The 16,195-nt window shown below is 34.9% G+C and carries 14 protein-coding genes and 1 tRNA gene; 6 read left to right on the top strand and 9 right to left on the bottom strand.

Annotated features, from left to right (window positions below; translation table 11 throughout):
• Positions 1–29: 29 nt before the first annotated feature.
• The 5 genes from DOS84_RS00410 to DOS84_RS00385 form a co-directional block, all read right to left on the bottom strand.
• Positions 30–725, bottom strand: coding sequence for a response regulator (locus DOS84_RS00410; RefSeq protein WP_111408141.1), 696 nt, complete (start codon positions 723–725; stop codon positions 30–32).
• Entirely contained in the window at positions 725–2,770 is a 2,046-nt protein-coding gene (locus tag DOS84_RS00405; RefSeq protein ID WP_243636295.1) for a tetratricopeptide repeat-containing sensor histidine kinase, read from the bottom strand. Before DOS84_RS00405 ends, DOS84_RS00410 begins: the two co-directional genes overlap by 1 nt.
• A 98-nt stretch (positions 2,771–2,868) precedes the next feature.
• A complete protein-coding gene (locus DOS84_RS00400; RefSeq protein ID WP_111408139.1) occupies positions 2,869–3,129 on the bottom strand; it encodes a hypothetical protein in 261 nt (86 codons plus the stop codon).
• A 174-nt stretch (positions 3,130–3,303) separates the two neighbouring features.
• Positions 3,304–4,113, bottom strand: a complete 810-nt coding sequence (locus DOS84_RS00390) for a LytR/AlgR family response regulator transcription factor (RefSeq protein WP_111408137.1) — start codon at positions 4,111–4,113, stop codon at positions 3,304–3,306.
• A gap of 307 nt (positions 4,114–4,420) precedes the next feature.
• The gene (locus DOS84_RS00385; RefSeq protein WP_111408136.1) at positions 4,421–5,962 is read right to left on the bottom strand and encodes a glycine--tRNA ligase; all 1,542 of its coding nucleotides are present in this window, start codon (positions 5,960–5,962) and stop codon (positions 4,421–4,423) included.
• 96 nt (positions 5,963–6,058) lie between these two features.
• Here DOS84_RS00385 and DOS84_RS00380 point away from each other — a divergent pair, with 96 nt between their 5' ends.
• Entirely contained in the window at positions 6,059–6,742 is a 684-nt protein-coding gene (locus DOS84_RS00380) for a ComF family protein (protein ID WP_111408135.1), read from the top strand.
• Positions 6,743–6,909: 167 nt separating this feature from the next.
• Here DOS84_RS00380 and DOS84_RS00375 read toward each other — a convergent pair whose 3' ends face one another.
• The 4 genes from DOS84_RS00375 to DOS84_RS00365 are packed head-to-tail and all read right to left on the bottom strand — an operon-like array spanning position 6,910 to position 11,086.
• On the bottom strand, positions 6,910–9,171 hold the full coding sequence (locus DOS84_RS00375; RefSeq protein WP_111408134.1) for a hypothetical protein: 2,262 nt from the start codon (positions 9,169–9,171) through the stop codon (positions 6,910–6,912).
• Complete coding sequence (locus tag DOS84_RS00370; RefSeq protein ID WP_111408133.1) at positions 9,131–10,135, bottom strand: hypothetical protein; 1,005 nt, start codon at positions 10,133–10,135, stop codon at positions 9,131–9,133. Before DOS84_RS00370 ends, DOS84_RS00375 begins: the two co-directional genes overlap by 41 nt.
• A gap of 19 nt (positions 10,136–10,154) precedes the next feature.
• On the bottom strand, positions 10,155–10,325 hold the full coding sequence (locus DOS84_RS19015) for a hypothetical protein (RefSeq protein WP_165830375.1): 171 nt from the start codon (positions 10,323–10,325) through the stop codon (positions 10,155–10,157).
• A gap of 2 nt (positions 10,326–10,327) precedes the next feature.
• On the bottom strand, positions 10,328–11,086 hold the full coding sequence (locus DOS84_RS00365; protein WP_111408132.1) for an enoyl-CoA hydratase/isomerase family protein: 759 nt from the start codon (positions 11,084–11,086) through the stop codon (positions 10,328–10,330).
• A gap of 197 nt (positions 11,087–11,283) precedes the next feature.
• Here DOS84_RS00365 and DOS84_RS00360 point away from each other — a divergent pair.
• From DOS84_RS00360 to DOS84_RS00340, 5 genes are all read left to right on the top strand, one after another.
• Positions 11,284–11,357, top strand: a tRNA-Ala gene (locus tag DOS84_RS00360).
• 94 nt (positions 11,358–11,451) lie between these two features.
• Positions 11,452–11,700: a GIY-YIG nuclease family protein gene (locus DOS84_RS00355; protein WP_111408131.1), complete on the top strand. Its 249-nt coding sequence runs from the start codon at positions 11,452–11,454 to the stop codon at positions 11,698–11,700.
• A gap of 358 nt (positions 11,701–12,058) precedes the next feature.
• Positions 12,059–14,167, top strand: coding sequence for a prolyl oligopeptidase family serine peptidase (locus tag DOS84_RS00350; protein WP_243636304.1), 2,109 nt, complete (start codon positions 12,059–12,061; stop codon positions 14,165–14,167).
• 515 nt (positions 14,168–14,682) lie between these two features.
• A complete protein-coding gene (locus DOS84_RS00345; protein WP_111408129.1) occupies positions 14,683–15,456 on the top strand; it encodes a threonine/serine exporter family protein in 774 nt (257 codons plus the stop codon).
• A 1-nt stretch (position 15,457) separates the two neighbouring features.
• On the top strand, positions 15,458–15,979 hold the full coding sequence (locus DOS84_RS00340; protein ID WP_111408128.1) for a threonine/serine exporter family protein: 522 nt from the start codon (positions 15,458–15,460) through the stop codon (positions 15,977–15,979).
• The last annotated feature ends 216 nt before the right edge of the window (positions 15,980–16,195 follow it).

Below are 16,195 nucleotides of genomic sequence, written 5' to 3'. Positions count from 1 at the left end.
GTGTCGCTTTTCTGTTGTTATTGAAAGAGTTAAAAGATAATTCCCCTAACTTTTGCTTCGCGAATCAAATCAATATCACTTCCATCTTCAATTTTAAATAATTCTTTTAGATTTACTTTTCTATTTTCTATGCCATGCAGTGAAATAGGGATGTATTGTGGAATATCTTTGGTTTTTGTTCCTTTTGAAATATGGAATAAAATTAATTTATCAAATTGATCGATACCTTCAAAATCATTATTAATTTGATCAGCCATTTTTATTACAGAGTGACTGTAGTATATCTCATCTTTCAATATAATGTCAAAGCCAAAAAGTAACTCATCAAAGGTTAAATCATTTTTTATAACCAGTCCAGCAGGATTTATAGTCTCAATTATATTTTTTATTTTGAGTAATTCCGTGTACATCGTGAGTAGAATAATTTTGCAATTTGGCATCAATTCCAAAATTAATTTTGCTAAATCTTCACCGGAAACAATTCCTTTTTCTTCGAAGGCAGGCATACTGATGTCTAAAAAAGCAACGTCAAAAGGAGGGGTTTCAGGATTTGTAATAATGTTGTAACCTGTTTCGCAGTCCTTACCTTGGGTAAACGAGTATTCATAAATGTCGGGTTTGTAACGAGTAATGGCGTTTTTATATCCGTCAATTATAAAGGGATGATCATCTACTATTAAAATGTTCTTTTTAATTAATTTTTCCACTTTTGAATCAACTATCATTATGTTGTAGGTTTTTGTGTTTTTTTAATTGGGATTACTATTATTATGCTAGTTCCTTCTTCTTTTTTTGATTTTATTTCGAGTGTTCCTTCACATTCTATGGTCCTCGTTTTTATATTTTGGAGACCTATACCTTTTTTTGCTCGATTGATATTAAACCCTACACCATCATCGCTGATTTTTAATACTAAATTGTCATTATGTTTTTTGAATTCCACCTTTATCTTTGTGGCATCCGCATATTTATTACAATTTTGAAGAGATTCCTGAAGAATACGGTATATATTAATTTTTATCGTATTATCAATAAAATCCCATTTTATAGCAGGGTCGATATGCGCAAGAAACTTTGTGCTATAGGTTTTTTTCTGTTCTTCGAATAAATTAGCTACAATAGCTACGAAGTTATTAATTAATTCTGATTTTTCCCTATTCAGGTTGTGTGAAATTTCACGAATATCTTGTTCAATGTTCTTGAGTTCAGTTAGATAGTTCAGTCTTCTTTCGATTCCGGAATCATCTTTGATTTTGTTTAAACTATCCAGATTGATTCGAACACCAAACATTCTGCCTAGAACACCATCGTGTAATTCTCTGGCGACTCTTTTTTTCTCTTTAATACTATTGATTTCAATAGCATTTTGTTGATTAATCAATAGATTATAGATTTCGGCATTGGCTTGTTGTTGTTGCTGTTTGAATAGCAATTCACGCTGTTTAACTTTTTGTAATTTAATAGTGTACAATAATATTGCCAAGATTATAAAAGAACCAAAGATTAACAAAAGTTTCTTATTTTGTCCTTCTAGATTCGTGTTCTCTACTTTGATTTCATCGGTTTCATATTCTATCCTCGAGAATTTTTCGCCCATTTTGCGTTCTGCTTTTTGCAGGCGATCATTGATAAGGATGTATTCTTTAGAATATTTAGAAGCATTTTTTGGGTCTACAGCCTCTATTTGTTTAAGAGCTTCCAGTATACTTCTCAATCGATTGGTGCTGCGGGAAAGAGCAAGTGCTTGTTTTGCATATTGCACAGCTTTGAAAGTGTCATTTTTGGAAGCAAAATACTCAGACAAATGGGTTTTGCTTACAATGATTCCAGATGTGATTTTTAAACTATCTCTAATTTTTAAAGCTCGATAAAATTGATTGGGAAGGTTGTCGGATTCATTTAGTTTGAATTTGGCATAGGCCAAATTATCCAATAACATAGCATATAATTTGGGCTTATCCACAAATAAATTTGCTTCATTTAAGCCTTTTTCGAAATTACTTTTGGCTTGCTTGTAATTTTTCAAGTTCAAATACACATACCCCATATTGTTTAAGGAAGATGCTTTGGATTGCAAAACTGATGGAAAAGATTGGTTGCCAATAATAGCCAAAGCTTTATTATGGTATTCTAAAGCTCTATCAAATTCTTCTCTTTCATTGTATAAAATACCCAAAAGATTGTAGGATTCATAAAGTAAATCATCGGCATTGATTCCTTTTATCGCTCGCAAAACCTTAAAAACGGCTATTTCGCAATTAAAATAATCGCTTTCATTGTATTGTAAATTAGCTTTACTAAAACGTGTTTTAGCCAGATTGTAATTGTCATTAAGTTTAAGATAAAGTTTTTCAGCTTTAAAATAGGAATAAAAAGCACTATCCGAGATAGATTTTGCTCCGTAGTAATCTCCTATATAGGTGAAGGCTTTGGCCATATTCACTGTGTCATGACTCTTTTTCGAACGTTCCAAAATGAGTTTGGAAGTTTCATGGTAACCATTCCAATCGTTCATATTGTAATACCGATTGGCTACCTTAAAGAGGTTGACTTTGTTAATCGAATCGTCTTTTTGATTCATTATAATTGCAAATGCCTTTTGATTGTATTTTTTTTTATAAACAAAAGACAAATGGTCGTCATTAGCCAAAGTAAGATAGGTACTAAGGCTGTCTTCTGAGGTATTCGCTTTTTTTATGGCTACTTTATTTTTGGTACAGCTAAAAAAAACAGCTAAAAAAAGAATTAGTATGTAATAATATTTTTTCAATATTAGGATTTGAGTTGAACCAAAAATACTAAAACTTTTCATATAAAAAAAGGCTGCCAAGTAAATGACAGCCTCTATTTTATTATTGGTTTAATTGCTTAATCTATTTTTTTACCCCCACCTGAATCTTGACTTCCATTACCGTCAATGTCAGCTAATTGATTTGTAGTTTTGCCTTTTGAAACTGTACCCATGAAATCTATTTTTTTACCCCCACCTGAATCTTGACTTCCGTTACCATCAATAGATGTGATTACTGCATTATCAGCAATTGAAGAAGTTGAATTTTTTGGAGAGGCAAATGAAGTTGTTGCCAATACTAATGTAAATAATCCGATAGTTAAGATAGCTTTTTTCATGATTTCTGGGCTTTATGTTGTTGTTATTTTTTACGTTTTTAATTCCGTTTGTGTTGGAATTCTTTTGTAAAACTAAACAGGAAGCCGCGATAATCAATTCAAAAAAAGATGTTTATGGTCAATGGTATTCGTTTGATAGTGAATGGATAGCAATTCATGGCAAACGACTATTTATTAAGTTTCGATATAATTTTCATTGGCAAATTCATTAATTATAAAGTCAATATTGGTTTTGTAAGATTTTGAAAACGGAAGTTTTATTGTGGTCTTCTTAATGTAACACAAAGAATTTCCAGTATGAATTCTGGAGATAAAGTTCCGATTTACAATATAACTATTATGGATTCGTATAAACGGATTGGTCAAGACGGTTTCAAAATGTTTCAATGTCTTGAAAGCCGTTATCATTTCGCCATTTTTTAAATGAATATCGGTAGAATTATTGTCGGCTTGAAAGTAACATATCTCATCAGAATCAATATATCTATGATCGCCATAGGATTTGACGCATAGAATAAATGATTTTTTGCTGTTTTGCAATTCTATATTTTCTAGATTTCGTTTTTCTCGGGCATTTGGATTTTGAACAAGAACCACTTCATCTTCTGTATTTATTTTATTTAATTTATGAATCAGTTTTACAAAATCGATAACTAATAATGGTTTTAATAAATAATCGATGACTTCATATTTGATACAGTCGAAAGCAAAATCTTTTTTGTTTGTTGTAATGACAATTTTTGGCAATTCTTTCAAATACATTAATAAACCATTGATTAACTGCAATGATAAATTACTGGTTTTGTCAATGGGATCTATTTCCAAAAAGATAAGTCTGGGCATATGTTTTAAAATTAAATCTACACCATCTGCATAATTACCAGCAGAACCAAGAAAATTTAATTCAGAAAATTCACTGGCAATTGTCTTTGTTTTTAAAACGCTTTCGGGATCATCGTCTATGATAATATAAGTGTAATTCATGTTTTTAAGACCTAATTATTATTTAATTCTTTTTAAACTTTTCTAAATTTATACTTTTTCTATTTAAAATAATTGTTCATAAAGAACGATTGAGGTAAAAAAAATAAATAATCGTGTGACTAAGCGAAACAAAATCAGTCAAATTTATGTTTTTTTAATGCAATTTGATGAAAAGCTATCGAAAAATTTAATACTATTCAGTTGTGAATTAAATACATATGTGTAAAGGCAAGATTTTTTTTGATTTTAAACAAAAAAAATGCCTCTCAATTGAGAAGCATTTTTTAAACGATATTAGATTGAATAATTACATTTTCATCAACCAGTTTTTCATCGAAACTTCATTTTCGATAATTGCTTTTAAGTCGGCGATGGCCACACGGTCTTGTTTCATCGTATCTCTATGACGAATGGTCACGGTTTGGTCTTCTATCGTTTGGTGATCCACTGTGATACAGAAAGGAGTTCCCAAAGCATCTTGTCTTCTATAACGTCTTCCTACTGCATCTTTTTCATCATAAGCCACATTGAAATCCCAACGTAAATCTTCGATGATTTTGTTTGCGATTTCTGGTAATCCGTCTTTTTTAACCAATGGTAAAACGGCAGCTTTTGTTGGTGCTAAAACGGCAGGTAATTTCAATACTGTTCTTGTTGAACCATCTTCTAATGTTTCTTCTTTTAGAGAAGTTGCAAAAACGGCCAAGAACATTCTGTCTAAACCAACAGAAGTTTCCACAACATAAGGAACATAATTTTGATTCAATTCGGCATCAAAATACTGTAATTTTCTACCTGAATATTGTTCGTGCGCTTTTAAGTCAAAGTCAGTTCTGGAGTGAATACCTTCCAATTCTTTGAAACCAAAAGGGAAATTAAACTCAATATCTGCAGCTGCATTAGCGTAGTGAGCCAATTTTTCGTGATCATGAAAACGATAATTTTCTTTTCCTAAACCAAGAGATAAATGCCAGTTCAAACGAGTGGTTTTCCAATGCTCGTACCATTGCATTTCTTCGCCTGGACGTACAAAAAATTGCATTTCCATTTGTTCAAATTCACGCATACGGAAGATGAATTGTCTGGCAACGATTTCATTTCTGAAAGCTTTACCAGTTTGTGCTATACCAAAAGGAACTTTCATTCTTCCTGATTTTTGTACATTCAAGAAATTCACAAAAATACCTTGTGCCGTTTCAGGACGTAAATATAAATCCATTGCCGTGTCTGCAGAAGCTCCTAGTTTGGTGCCGAACATCAAGTTGAATTGACGCACTTCAGTCCAATTTCTAGAACCTGTTTCAGGATCAGCAATTTCCAGTTCTTCGATTAACGCTTTTACGTCTTCCAAGTCACCAGCTCCCAAAGAGCGTCCCATTCTTTCCAGAATTTCTCTTTCTTTAGCAAGATATTCTACTACTCTAGTATTGGTTGTGATGAATTCCTGTTCGTTGAAAGCCTCTCCAAAACGAGCTTTCGCTTTTTCGATTTCTTTTTTCGCTTTTAGATTTAACTTTTCAGCATAATCTTCAATCAGAACGTCGGCTCTGTATCTTCTTTTGGAATCTTTGTTGTCTATTAATGGATCGTTAAAGGCATCAACGTGACCCGATGCTTTCCAAGTTGTAGGGTGCATCAATATAGCCGCGTCAAGTCCGACGATGTTATCGTTCATTTGAACCATCGATTTCCACCAATATTCGCGTATGTTCTTTTTTAATTCTACTCCGTTTTGTGCATAATCATATACCGCACTCAAACCATCGTATATTTCGCTTGACGGAAAAATAAATCCGTACTCTTTTGCGTGCGAAACTACATTCTTAAATAAATCTTCTTGTTTTGCCATAGTGATGCAAAAATATAAAAAGGGAAATTAAAAAAAGAAAAAAAATGAAGTTTGAAGAGGAGGTTTTCTTATTTTTATGGATAAATCAATTTTTTTATGTTTAATTCCTTGATTAATTTATTTTTTCCAAAGGTTTGCGCTGGCTGTAAATCATTTGTAGGAACCAACGAATATATAATTTGTACGGTTTGCCGACATGAATTGCCTCTGACAAACCATCATTTGAATCCCGAAAATGAAGCTTTCAAAAAGTTTTATGGTCGAATACCTGTTAAACATGTTTCGGCATTACTGTATTTTCATAAAAAAGGAATGGTTCAGGAAATCATTCATAATTTGAAATACAAAGGGCACGAAGAAATAGGAACTTTTTTGGGCGAATGGTATGCATCCGATTTAAAAGACAATTCAGTTGTTGAGGATGTAGATGTTATTATTCCCGTTCCATTGCATAAAAAGCGATTGAAAGAACGAGGGTATAATCAGGTTACGAATTTTGGAGTGGCCTTGTCAGAGAATTTTAAAATTCCAATGAATGACACTATTCTCATGCGGAAAGTATATTCTAAAACGCAATCAAAAAAAAACCTTTTGGGAAGAACGGAAGGTATTGAAACGGTTTTTGATGTTGCTTTCACAGAAGAAGACACTAATAAGCATTATCTGCTTATTGATGATGTATTAACTACAGGAGCTACTCTCGAAGCCTGTTCCAAAGCATTGTTGAAAATCCCAGGAGCAAAGATTAGTATTGTTTGTATGGCGATGGCGCGTTCGTAATGGAATTTTGATTAAATCGAAAAATTTTGTGAGTTTGCGTGAAGGATGGAAGCAAGTTACCGAAGTAACGCGGACAGCCTGACAGCATAAAGTAAAGGGACCTAATCACGAGTATATAGTGAGTTGGTCCCTTTGTTTTATGGTGGCACGCCCAATGATATTTAATTTTATTTTTGAACATAGGTTTTGAAATACCCACATTCGTTGATGATTTCTTTATAGTACTTGGTTTTTGAATAATTTGCTTTTATGTTTTTGAAGCCCTGCCAAGCTATAAAATTGGTTTGGTCGTCTTGAATGTCCCAAGTAGATAAATTGAGCGAATAGTATTTTTTGTTATAATAGTCGTTTCGTTCACATTTGGACATCATATATTGGGTTTTGGCTTTTTGTTCGTTGTTTTTTGTTGCCAAAAATGCTTTTTCGTAATAAGCTTTCGCCAAAGAGCAATTGGTAATCATCTCCCGAATTGGATCTCTGAAGAAATCGGGTGTAGAACCTTCTCCTGCAATTTTCCCCTCGTAAAATAATCGGCCATTACCAAAATGGGTGATGTTGTAAAAAGCATTTCCGAGTAAAAGATTATTGTTGTACACATCAACTTGTTTGGTCACATTGTCCTGCATTTTTTGGATAATGGTCAAGAAATCCAGCATGGTGTATTTCTTTTTTTGCAGTGCTTGATGATCACAATCGTGGCAGTCTTTGAGGTTACCTATAAATGGATTTCCATAAAAAACGGTGTTTTGAAGCTTATCCGATTGTTTGATAAACGCAATGGCTTCTGGGATTTTGTTTTCGAAAGTTGCTTTAACGGCTTGAAAATAGTTAATGTCGGCCAGTTTAATTTCATAAATTGAAGCTCCAATTTTTTCTATTTCGGTTTTGTTTACTTTGGATAAAAAAGCCTTCATGTCGAGCAATTGTTTTTCATTATCATAAAAACTGGATTCATGATTGAAAATTTCGGTCATCACAGTGTTTTTTTGAGAGCGGTATAATGCTGCCAAATAGTTTTTACTCCAAGCGGAAGCATTTTCATAGCGGAAATTCTCTATAGAACTTTTAGGCAATTCAGAATACAGCCAAGATAAATCCGCTAGAATTGTTTTTTCGTTTTCTAAATTCAGCTGATCAATTTTGCTGAGGTTGTTAACGAATCTTAGTAATCGAACTTGATTAATGGCCAAAGGAGTTTTTGGCATTTTGTTTTCGGCTTTGTCAAAATTTTTATCAGCTTGTTTAAAGTTTCCGTTTAAAGTTTCAAGGTAACCCGCAGCGACATTCCACAGATAGGGATTGGATGTTTTATCAGACTGTGCAATTTTGGTAACCAAATCAATGGTTGATTTATGGATACTGTCTTTGGTTCTTTTTTTGTTTTCAAGAACAGTTTTGTCTTTAAAAGATTGATCTATTTTGTTCTCTTGATTATTGATTAATCGAGTTAATAAATAATCTAGGTGTTGGTTTTTGGGTTGCAATTTATAAATTTCGGCAATTGCTTTTTCTTCGTCATTATAATAGCCTTGAATGGCCCAAAGAGCAGATTTTTCGTCATTGTTTTTAACCATAGACAAGGATTGTTTCCAGTCTTTTTCATCTTGAGGATGAAAACAATAGGCCGAAACTACTCGTAGAGTCGGACATTTGTCAAAAACCTGACTGTATAAAAAATTGGATTTGGCATAATGCTTTTGCTTGTATTCCACTCCAGCTATGTAGGCCAGTGCTCTGTAATACAAAGTATTTTTTGGTATTGATTTTTCTGTTTGATAAAAGAAAGCTACCCCGTTTACCTGACGATCACTATAAAAACTGGCTTTAATAGCCAGAAACCAATATCTGTTTTTTAGGAAGGGATCTTTAGTGTCGTTGTATTTTTTTTCTATTGATTTAATCCAATTGCCATCGGTTAGGAGCTGAGGTTTTGTTGTCTCGTCATAGTTCCATGAATCGAATTGTTGGGTGGAATAGGTTTCAACAATTTGCGCATCACTCAAAAACATAAAGAAGTCTTTTACTTTACTATCATTTATGTTGAATTTTTTTTTCCATTTATCGGTCCATTTATTTGTCTTTCCTTTTTTATAATAAATATTCAAATCGGCTACATCAGTGCTACTAGAATCGGTCAAGAAAAAAGTTAAGTCTTTTTCATCGATTTTTCCTTCTAAATAAGTTGACCAGTCTTTTATGTTTTCAGAATTGAATCTCGTAAGATGCTCCGTATCATATCCAATTCCGTAAAAAAGATCGGTCGATAAGAAAAGTGGTGAATAGGACTTGTCCACAAATGTTTCGGGCGTAAAGTTGGAATCAAAGGACCAACCCCAATCTCCGTCGGAACAAGCATAGATCGTTCCATAAACCAATAGGGTAAGTGCGCTAAAAGCAATCAATAACTTTTTTAAAAAGGCCTTCTTCATAATTTTTTAAATTGAATTCGTCTAAATCGTAAAAGATAATTTCTTTTGGGTTTTGTTTCGTGTTTTCTTCAAGATCATTTGCCATTTCGAGCAAATCATTTTTGGATATTGTTTCTAATTTTATCTGATCATTTTCTTTATAAAAAATACCGTCTTGAAAATTCGAATGTCTAACCGTAAACCAATTATTTTTTGTAGGAACAAAACTACTGCTATTTTTTAAATTACGGGTATCAATTTTGTTTCTTAAACCAATTATTTTTTTATCCCTTATGTGAATGCCCCAGGAATATATTGGAAGTGCAATGTCTATAGGCAAAGGATAGTGTTGCAGACTGGATAAATAACGGTTGGCAATGTTACGATCGTATATCGAATTTAAAGAATCGGGGGCAATTTTACCCATATTATAGTACATCAATACGCCTCGGTCTACATTTGGAATTTTTGTTTTTTTAAAATATTTTATTTGATGCAAACGTATGGTTGCGGATAATTTTTTATTGGAAACCTTTTTAAAAGCTTCTATAAATCGCAAGTAATTGTCTTTACTGCCAAGAGTCCAATCACAATCGATCTGGATTTCCTGAATGGTAATGTTGCTTTTTGAGTTGATTTGCTGAATGAAATTATTTGTTTTTTGAGCCAAATCCAAGACGTTTAATTTCTTGTCAAGCATCACCTTGTTTTTGATATACACAACAGGAATAATTTCAAATCCAGAAGTTGCATCCTCAAAACGAATTGGAGTTCTGGGGTAGGGCTTATGAGTTTGATCGCTCAGATCAATATCAAAATAACGTATATAAAGTCTCTTGACTTCATTAGTGGACAAAGTGTTTTTTTCTTTTGGCGAAAGCCTAAAAATGGTCTTCCAATAATAAAAAGAGATCGTGGGTTGTTCTTGTTGCTGACAGGAGGTAAGGAAACAGAGGATAATACCAAAAAAGATTATTTTTTTCAAAAAGGTTTCGTTTTATAAGTTACTCTTTTCTGTTTTTGGCACGATTGTATGTCCAGTATGCTAATAAAACTAAAATAACAAACGGCAGATAGGAACCAATAAGGACACCTATTTGATAGCCTTCATTGGGAGCGTTTTTAATTTTTTCGTCAATGTTTACCTTTTGGAGCAGTAGGATGAAAGCGGTCATTGTTATTTGATTAAAGCATTTTTTGTAAAATCGGATAGGACTAGTTTGCCGGAAATGGCAGCTCTTTCCTTTAATAGTTTATCCCAATGTGCTGTTCCTTCCCAAAAGACTTTTTTCATTTCGGCAAGAGCCTCTGGATTGTAATGGGATAGTTTTTTGGAGAAAGCGGTTACTTCTTGATCCAGTTCCTCTTGTGTTTCCATTATTTTGGCATATAGTCCTTTTTGGTGAGCCCAAGAAGCCGATTTCCATTCGTGTGCGCCCAAAGTCATTTCGGCCATTGCTGTTTTTCCAATTTTTCTGCTCACGGCTGGTTCTATCACAAATGGGCCAATTCCAATTGCCAATTCCGATAATTTGATAGCACTTTCTTGGGTTGCAATTGCATAATCACAGGCTGCAATAATACCTACACCACCGCCTACGGCTTTTCCTTGAATACGTCCTATAATTATTTTTTTGCAAGAGCGAATAGCATTGATCAAATTGGCAAACCCAGAGAAAAATCGGGTACCTTCATCAAGAGTGCTTACTGCCAATAATTCATCAAAGGAAGCGCCTGCACAAAAAGCACCTGTACCTTCACTTTTTAGAACAATAACCGAAATCTCTTCATTATCACTCAAAAAAGTAAGCTCGTTGGTCAATCGATCCAACAATACTCTGGGGAAAGAGTTACTGGCGGGATGACCAAACTGCACCGTAGCGATTTTGTTTTCTATGGTTGTTAAGAGTGTTCCGTTTTTATCAGGTGTAAGCATAAGGCGTATTTTGATGTAAAGTTAAAAAAGTAACCGTAGCAAAATGTTATTTTTTTTGGATTTAAAGAATAGTCTTTTTGAAATTTGCATATTCCTATAATTATATGTTATATTTGCGGCACAATTGGGGGATTAGCTCATTTGGCTAGAGTGTCCCGATTGAGTCGGGAAGGTTACCAGTTCAGAATATAAATATTGGGGGATTAGCTCATTTGGCTAGAGCGCTTGCCTGGCAGGCAAGAGGTGGTCGGTTCGAATCCGATATTCTCCACAATACAGACCCACTGAGTTCAGTGGGTTTTTTTTGTTTGTGATTTTTTTGTACTTTGGTTTTTAAAATCGAATCGCAAACTTTTCTATATACTATGTATTACACTTACATCATTTATTCTACTACACTTAATAAATATTATGTTGGTTCTTGTCAAAACGTTGAAGAACGTCTTCAAGATCATTTGAATAGCAGAAGTAAATACACAAAAGTTGCTAAAGATTGGGAATTAAAATATTTCGAAACTTTCCTTACCAGAAGTGAAGCTTGTCAAAGGGAATTGCAAATTAAAAAGATGAAAAGCAGGAAATATATTGAAAGTTTGATACCAAATAAGAACTAGAGCGTCCCGATTTTTCATCGGGAAGGTGGTCGGTTCGAATCCGATATTCTCCACATAGTAAACCCAAACATTGTTTGGGTTTTTTTATGTCTTGTTCTGAAAAGTTGACTATAAATTGAAAATATTGAACCATTAAGAAATTAAGATTCATTAAGAAAGACCATGAGCCTTACTGAATCTTAATTTCTTAATGGTTTAAATAAAAAAGAATGTCTATGATTTTTTCAGTAAATCACTAATGTTTCTTTGTTGACTTTTGAAAGTTTTTCATTTTTCTCTACTGTCTAATTTTCTAAAAACTTTTCCTATTTTTGTTAGGTGCTTAACCTAATAAATTATGAAAAAATTCCTATTTCTGATGGCTGTATCTACTTCAATGGCTTCTTTTGGGCAAAACCAAAAACCAACTCCAATAACTTATCCCAAAACTGCAAAAGGCGAAACGGTTGATGTTTATTTCGATACTAAAGTAAGCGATCCGTATCGTTGGCTCGAAGACGACAAATCGGCTGAAACAGCTGCTTGGGTCAAAGAAGAGAACAAAGTAACCTACGATTATTTGTCTCAAATTCCTTTTAGAGACGCATTAAAAGCTCGGCTCGAAAAACTTTGGAACTACGAAAAAATAAGCGCACCGTTCAAAGAAGGGAATTTCATTTATTATTACAAAAACAACGGATTGCAAAATCAGTCGGTTTTGTATCGCAAAGATGCCAAGGGCAAAGAAGAAGTCTTCTTGGATCCAAATACTTTTTCAAAACTGGGAACCACTTCATTAGGAGGAGTTGATTTTTCCAAAGACGGTTCCAAAGTAGCCTATTCCATTTCCGAAGGAGGAAGCGACTGGCGAAAAGTAATCTTGATGGATGTCAATACTTTCAAGAAATTGGAAGATACTTTGGTGGACGTTAAATTTAGCGGCGTGTCTTGGAAAGGAAACGAAGGATTCTACTATTCCAGTTATGACAAACCAAAAGGAAGCGAGCTATCAGCCAAAACCGACCAACATAAATTGTATTACCATAAATTAGGAACGGCCCAAAAAGATGATAAAGTCATTTTTGGTGCTGACCAAAAACGCCGTTATGTTGGCGGAAGCGTAACCGAAGACAACCATTATTTAGTGATTACGGCTGCCAATTCCACTTACGGAAACGAATTGTACATTCAGGATTTGACCAAACCCAACAGTCCTATTGTAACGATTGTAGATAATTTCAACAGTGATAACAACATCATAGAAAACGAAGGTGAAAAATTATTCATAGAAACCGACTTGAATGCGCCCAACAAGCGTATTGTGAGTGTAGGTTTCAGTAATCCAAAACCGGAGAATTGGAAAGACGTAATTCCCGAAACCGAAAATGTGTTGACACCAACAACAGGAGCTGGTTATTTCTTTGCCAATTATATGAAAGATGCCGTATCGATTGTGAAGCAATATGAGTATTCGGGCAAATTAGTGCGCGAAATTCAATTGCCGGGTCTCGGGACTGCCACGGGTTTTGGAAGTAAGAAAGAAGAGAAAACACTTTATTATTCGTTTACCAATTATATTACACCGGGAACTATTTATTCTTTTGAACCAAAAGCAGGGAAATCGGCGGTTTATGCTCAACCGAAAGTAGATTTCAAAAGCGAGGATTACGTTTCTACCCAAGTGTTCTATACGTCCAAAGACGGAACCAAAGTCCCAATGATAATCACGCACAAAAAAGGACTGAAACTCGACGGAAACAACCCAACCATTCTTTATGGGTACGGTGGATTCAACATTAGCCTGACGCCAAGTTTTGGTATTTCGAATGCCGTGTGGATGGAAAATGGCGGAATCTACGCCGTAGCCAATCTTCGTGGAGGAGGAGAGTATGGCAAAAAATGGCACGATGCAGGAACCAAAATGCAAAAACAAAACGTTTTTGATGATTTCATAGCTGCAGCCGAATACCTGATTGCACAAAACTATACCTCTCCTAATTATCTCGCCATTCGTGGCGGGTCCAACGGCGGATTATTGGTCGGTGCTACCATGACACAACGTCCCGATTTGATGAAAGTCGCCTTGCCGGCCGTGGGCGTGATGGACATGTTGCGCTACCACACCTTTACATCCGGAGCGGGTTGGGCTTTCGATTATGGAACTTCGGCAGACAGCAAGGAAATGTTTGAGTACTTAAAATCGTATTCACCAGTCCAAAATGTAAAAACAGGTGTTCAATATCCAGCCACACTTGTGACTACGGGCGATCACGACGACAGGGTAGTTCCCGCACACAGTTTTAAATTTGCGGCCGAGTTGCAGGAAAAACAAACAGGAACCAACCCCGTTTTAATTAGAATCGATATCAACGCGGGCCACGGCGCCGGAAAATCACTCGCAGCAACCATTCAGGAAATCTGCGACATCCAAGCCTTCACACTCTTTAACATGGGATTTACAACATTGTCAACAGTAAGTAATCCATAGTTTAGGAGCTTGATCCTGCTGTACGCTGCAAGCTTTTTCATAAAACGCCCTTTTTCTAAGAATAAAAAGGAGCTTCCGTTGGTCGCTCTTTTTTTTCAAGAAAAAGGGCATTTTATTTCAAAAGGCTTTTCGCTTCCATCAGGGCTAGGGCATCGCTTTTCATAAGAAGATTTTATTTATCCAAAAGATTAAAATATCCTTTTTTAATCTATAAAAAAGTAATAATTCGATAAAATAACACCCAAAAAAATAGGCTTTTGGCAAACGTCAGTCTTCAGTCTGACGTTTTTTGTGTTTTATAACTCCAAAAAGGACCTCCAAAAAGCCAAATAGTAACTGCAAATACACCACTTCTTTCCCAATTTCGGGTCTTTTTTCATGCTTAACCACAAGCGAAATCGTTAGAAATCACTTGTTATTTATTATCTTAACAAATTAATGCTTTCATGATGTATATCATGCTTTTAAGGGGTTAATTTGTTAAATTTGGGAGTAAAATTAACAACCGCATTTATATGGAATTAGTTGCAAAACCAAACAAATACGAACTGGGAGAAATGCTCCTGGAAATAGGTTCCTTACTGATGGTTTCAGGAGCCAATACCGAACGTGTCAAAGTCACCATCAGCAGAATAGCCGGTGCTTTTTGCTGTGATTCGGATTTAATGATTACCAATCATGCTTTGATGATTACTTTAACCTATAAAGACAATATCAAAACGTTTACCAGTGTAAAATGGGTGCCGAATATGCACCTCAATTTCAATCTCATTTCGGATATCAGTACGATGAGTTGGAAAATTGTGGAAGAAAAATGGTCTGTGGAGCGCATCAATAAAGAAATGAAATTGCTAGACCGAAAACCATTATATCCAAGGTTTGCAGTTTTGTTTTTGGTCGCTTTGGCAGGAGCTTCATTTTGCCGATTGTTTGGTGGTGGATTAATCGAAATGATTCTATGCTTTTCAGGAAGTTTCTTGGGGCTTTTTGTGAGACAGGAAACCATGAAACTCAAATTCAATTTTTATGTGTGTATTTTCTTTGCGGCTTTAACCTCTTCGTTCTTGGTCGGGCTCTATTCGTTTCTAAATCCCGAGGGAGAATTTATACATGCCTTATCCACATCGGTATTGTTTTTAATTCCCGGTGTGCCTATGATTAATTCCTTCTCGGATTTGATCGACGGAAACATATTAAACGGAACCACCAGAGGCGTAAATGTTTTGGTCATCGCTTTTGCCATTGCATTGGGATTGATGGTTTCATTATTAATTTTTAATTTACACTAAAATGGATTTTGCATTATTAGAAAAAGGAATTTGGTTGGGTTGTGCAGGTATCGGTTTTGCCGTTTTGTTCAATGTGCCTCGCCGTACTTTAGGAGTTATATATATCATCGCAGCACTGGGCGGACTGCTCAAATTTTATTTAATATCACTCGAAGTAGGATTGGTTTTCGCGGCCTTATGCGGTTCAAGCCTTATTGGTTTTTCTAGTGTATTGGCGGCACACTATCGCAAAGCGCCGCCCATGACTTTTGCGCTTCCCGCATTGATTCCTATGATTCCGGGATTTTTTGCCTACAAAGCCATGGTAGGAGTAATGAAATTAACTGCCGAACAAGATCCGGATGTTTATACCAAACTCTTTTTTGAAACGGTAAAGAACGGTCTCTCGGCTTGTTTTATCATCTTGGCTTTGGCCGCAGGGGTTGCCATCCCGTTGCTCATCACCCGTAAGGAAACCGTGAAGCGAATTAAAACTGATATTGTTTTAGAAAAACAACTCGAAAACTTAGAAGAAGAAAACTAAAATAAACCTTTTGTAAACCTCAAAACGCCAGTCGAAAGATTGGCGTTTTTTGTTTTTCAAAATTGAAAAAAGAATTGAATAGAGGTATTTAGCACCTCTATTGCTGGTACTTACAACCATTAAAGTAGGTATTTAAAACCAATAATAGAGGTGCTAAGAACCAATAATATTGGTATTTAAGACCATCAAAGCAGGTATTTAAATCCAACAATAGAG

This window comes from Flavobacterium aquariorum (assembly GCF_003254745.1).
GTDB classification, from domain to species: domain Bacteria; phylum Bacteroidota; class Bacteroidia; order Flavobacteriales; family Flavobacteriaceae; genus Flavobacterium; species Flavobacterium aquariorum.
Note: the sequence above shows the minus strand (reverse complement) of the source record. Positions and strands in the feature narration are given on the sequence as shown.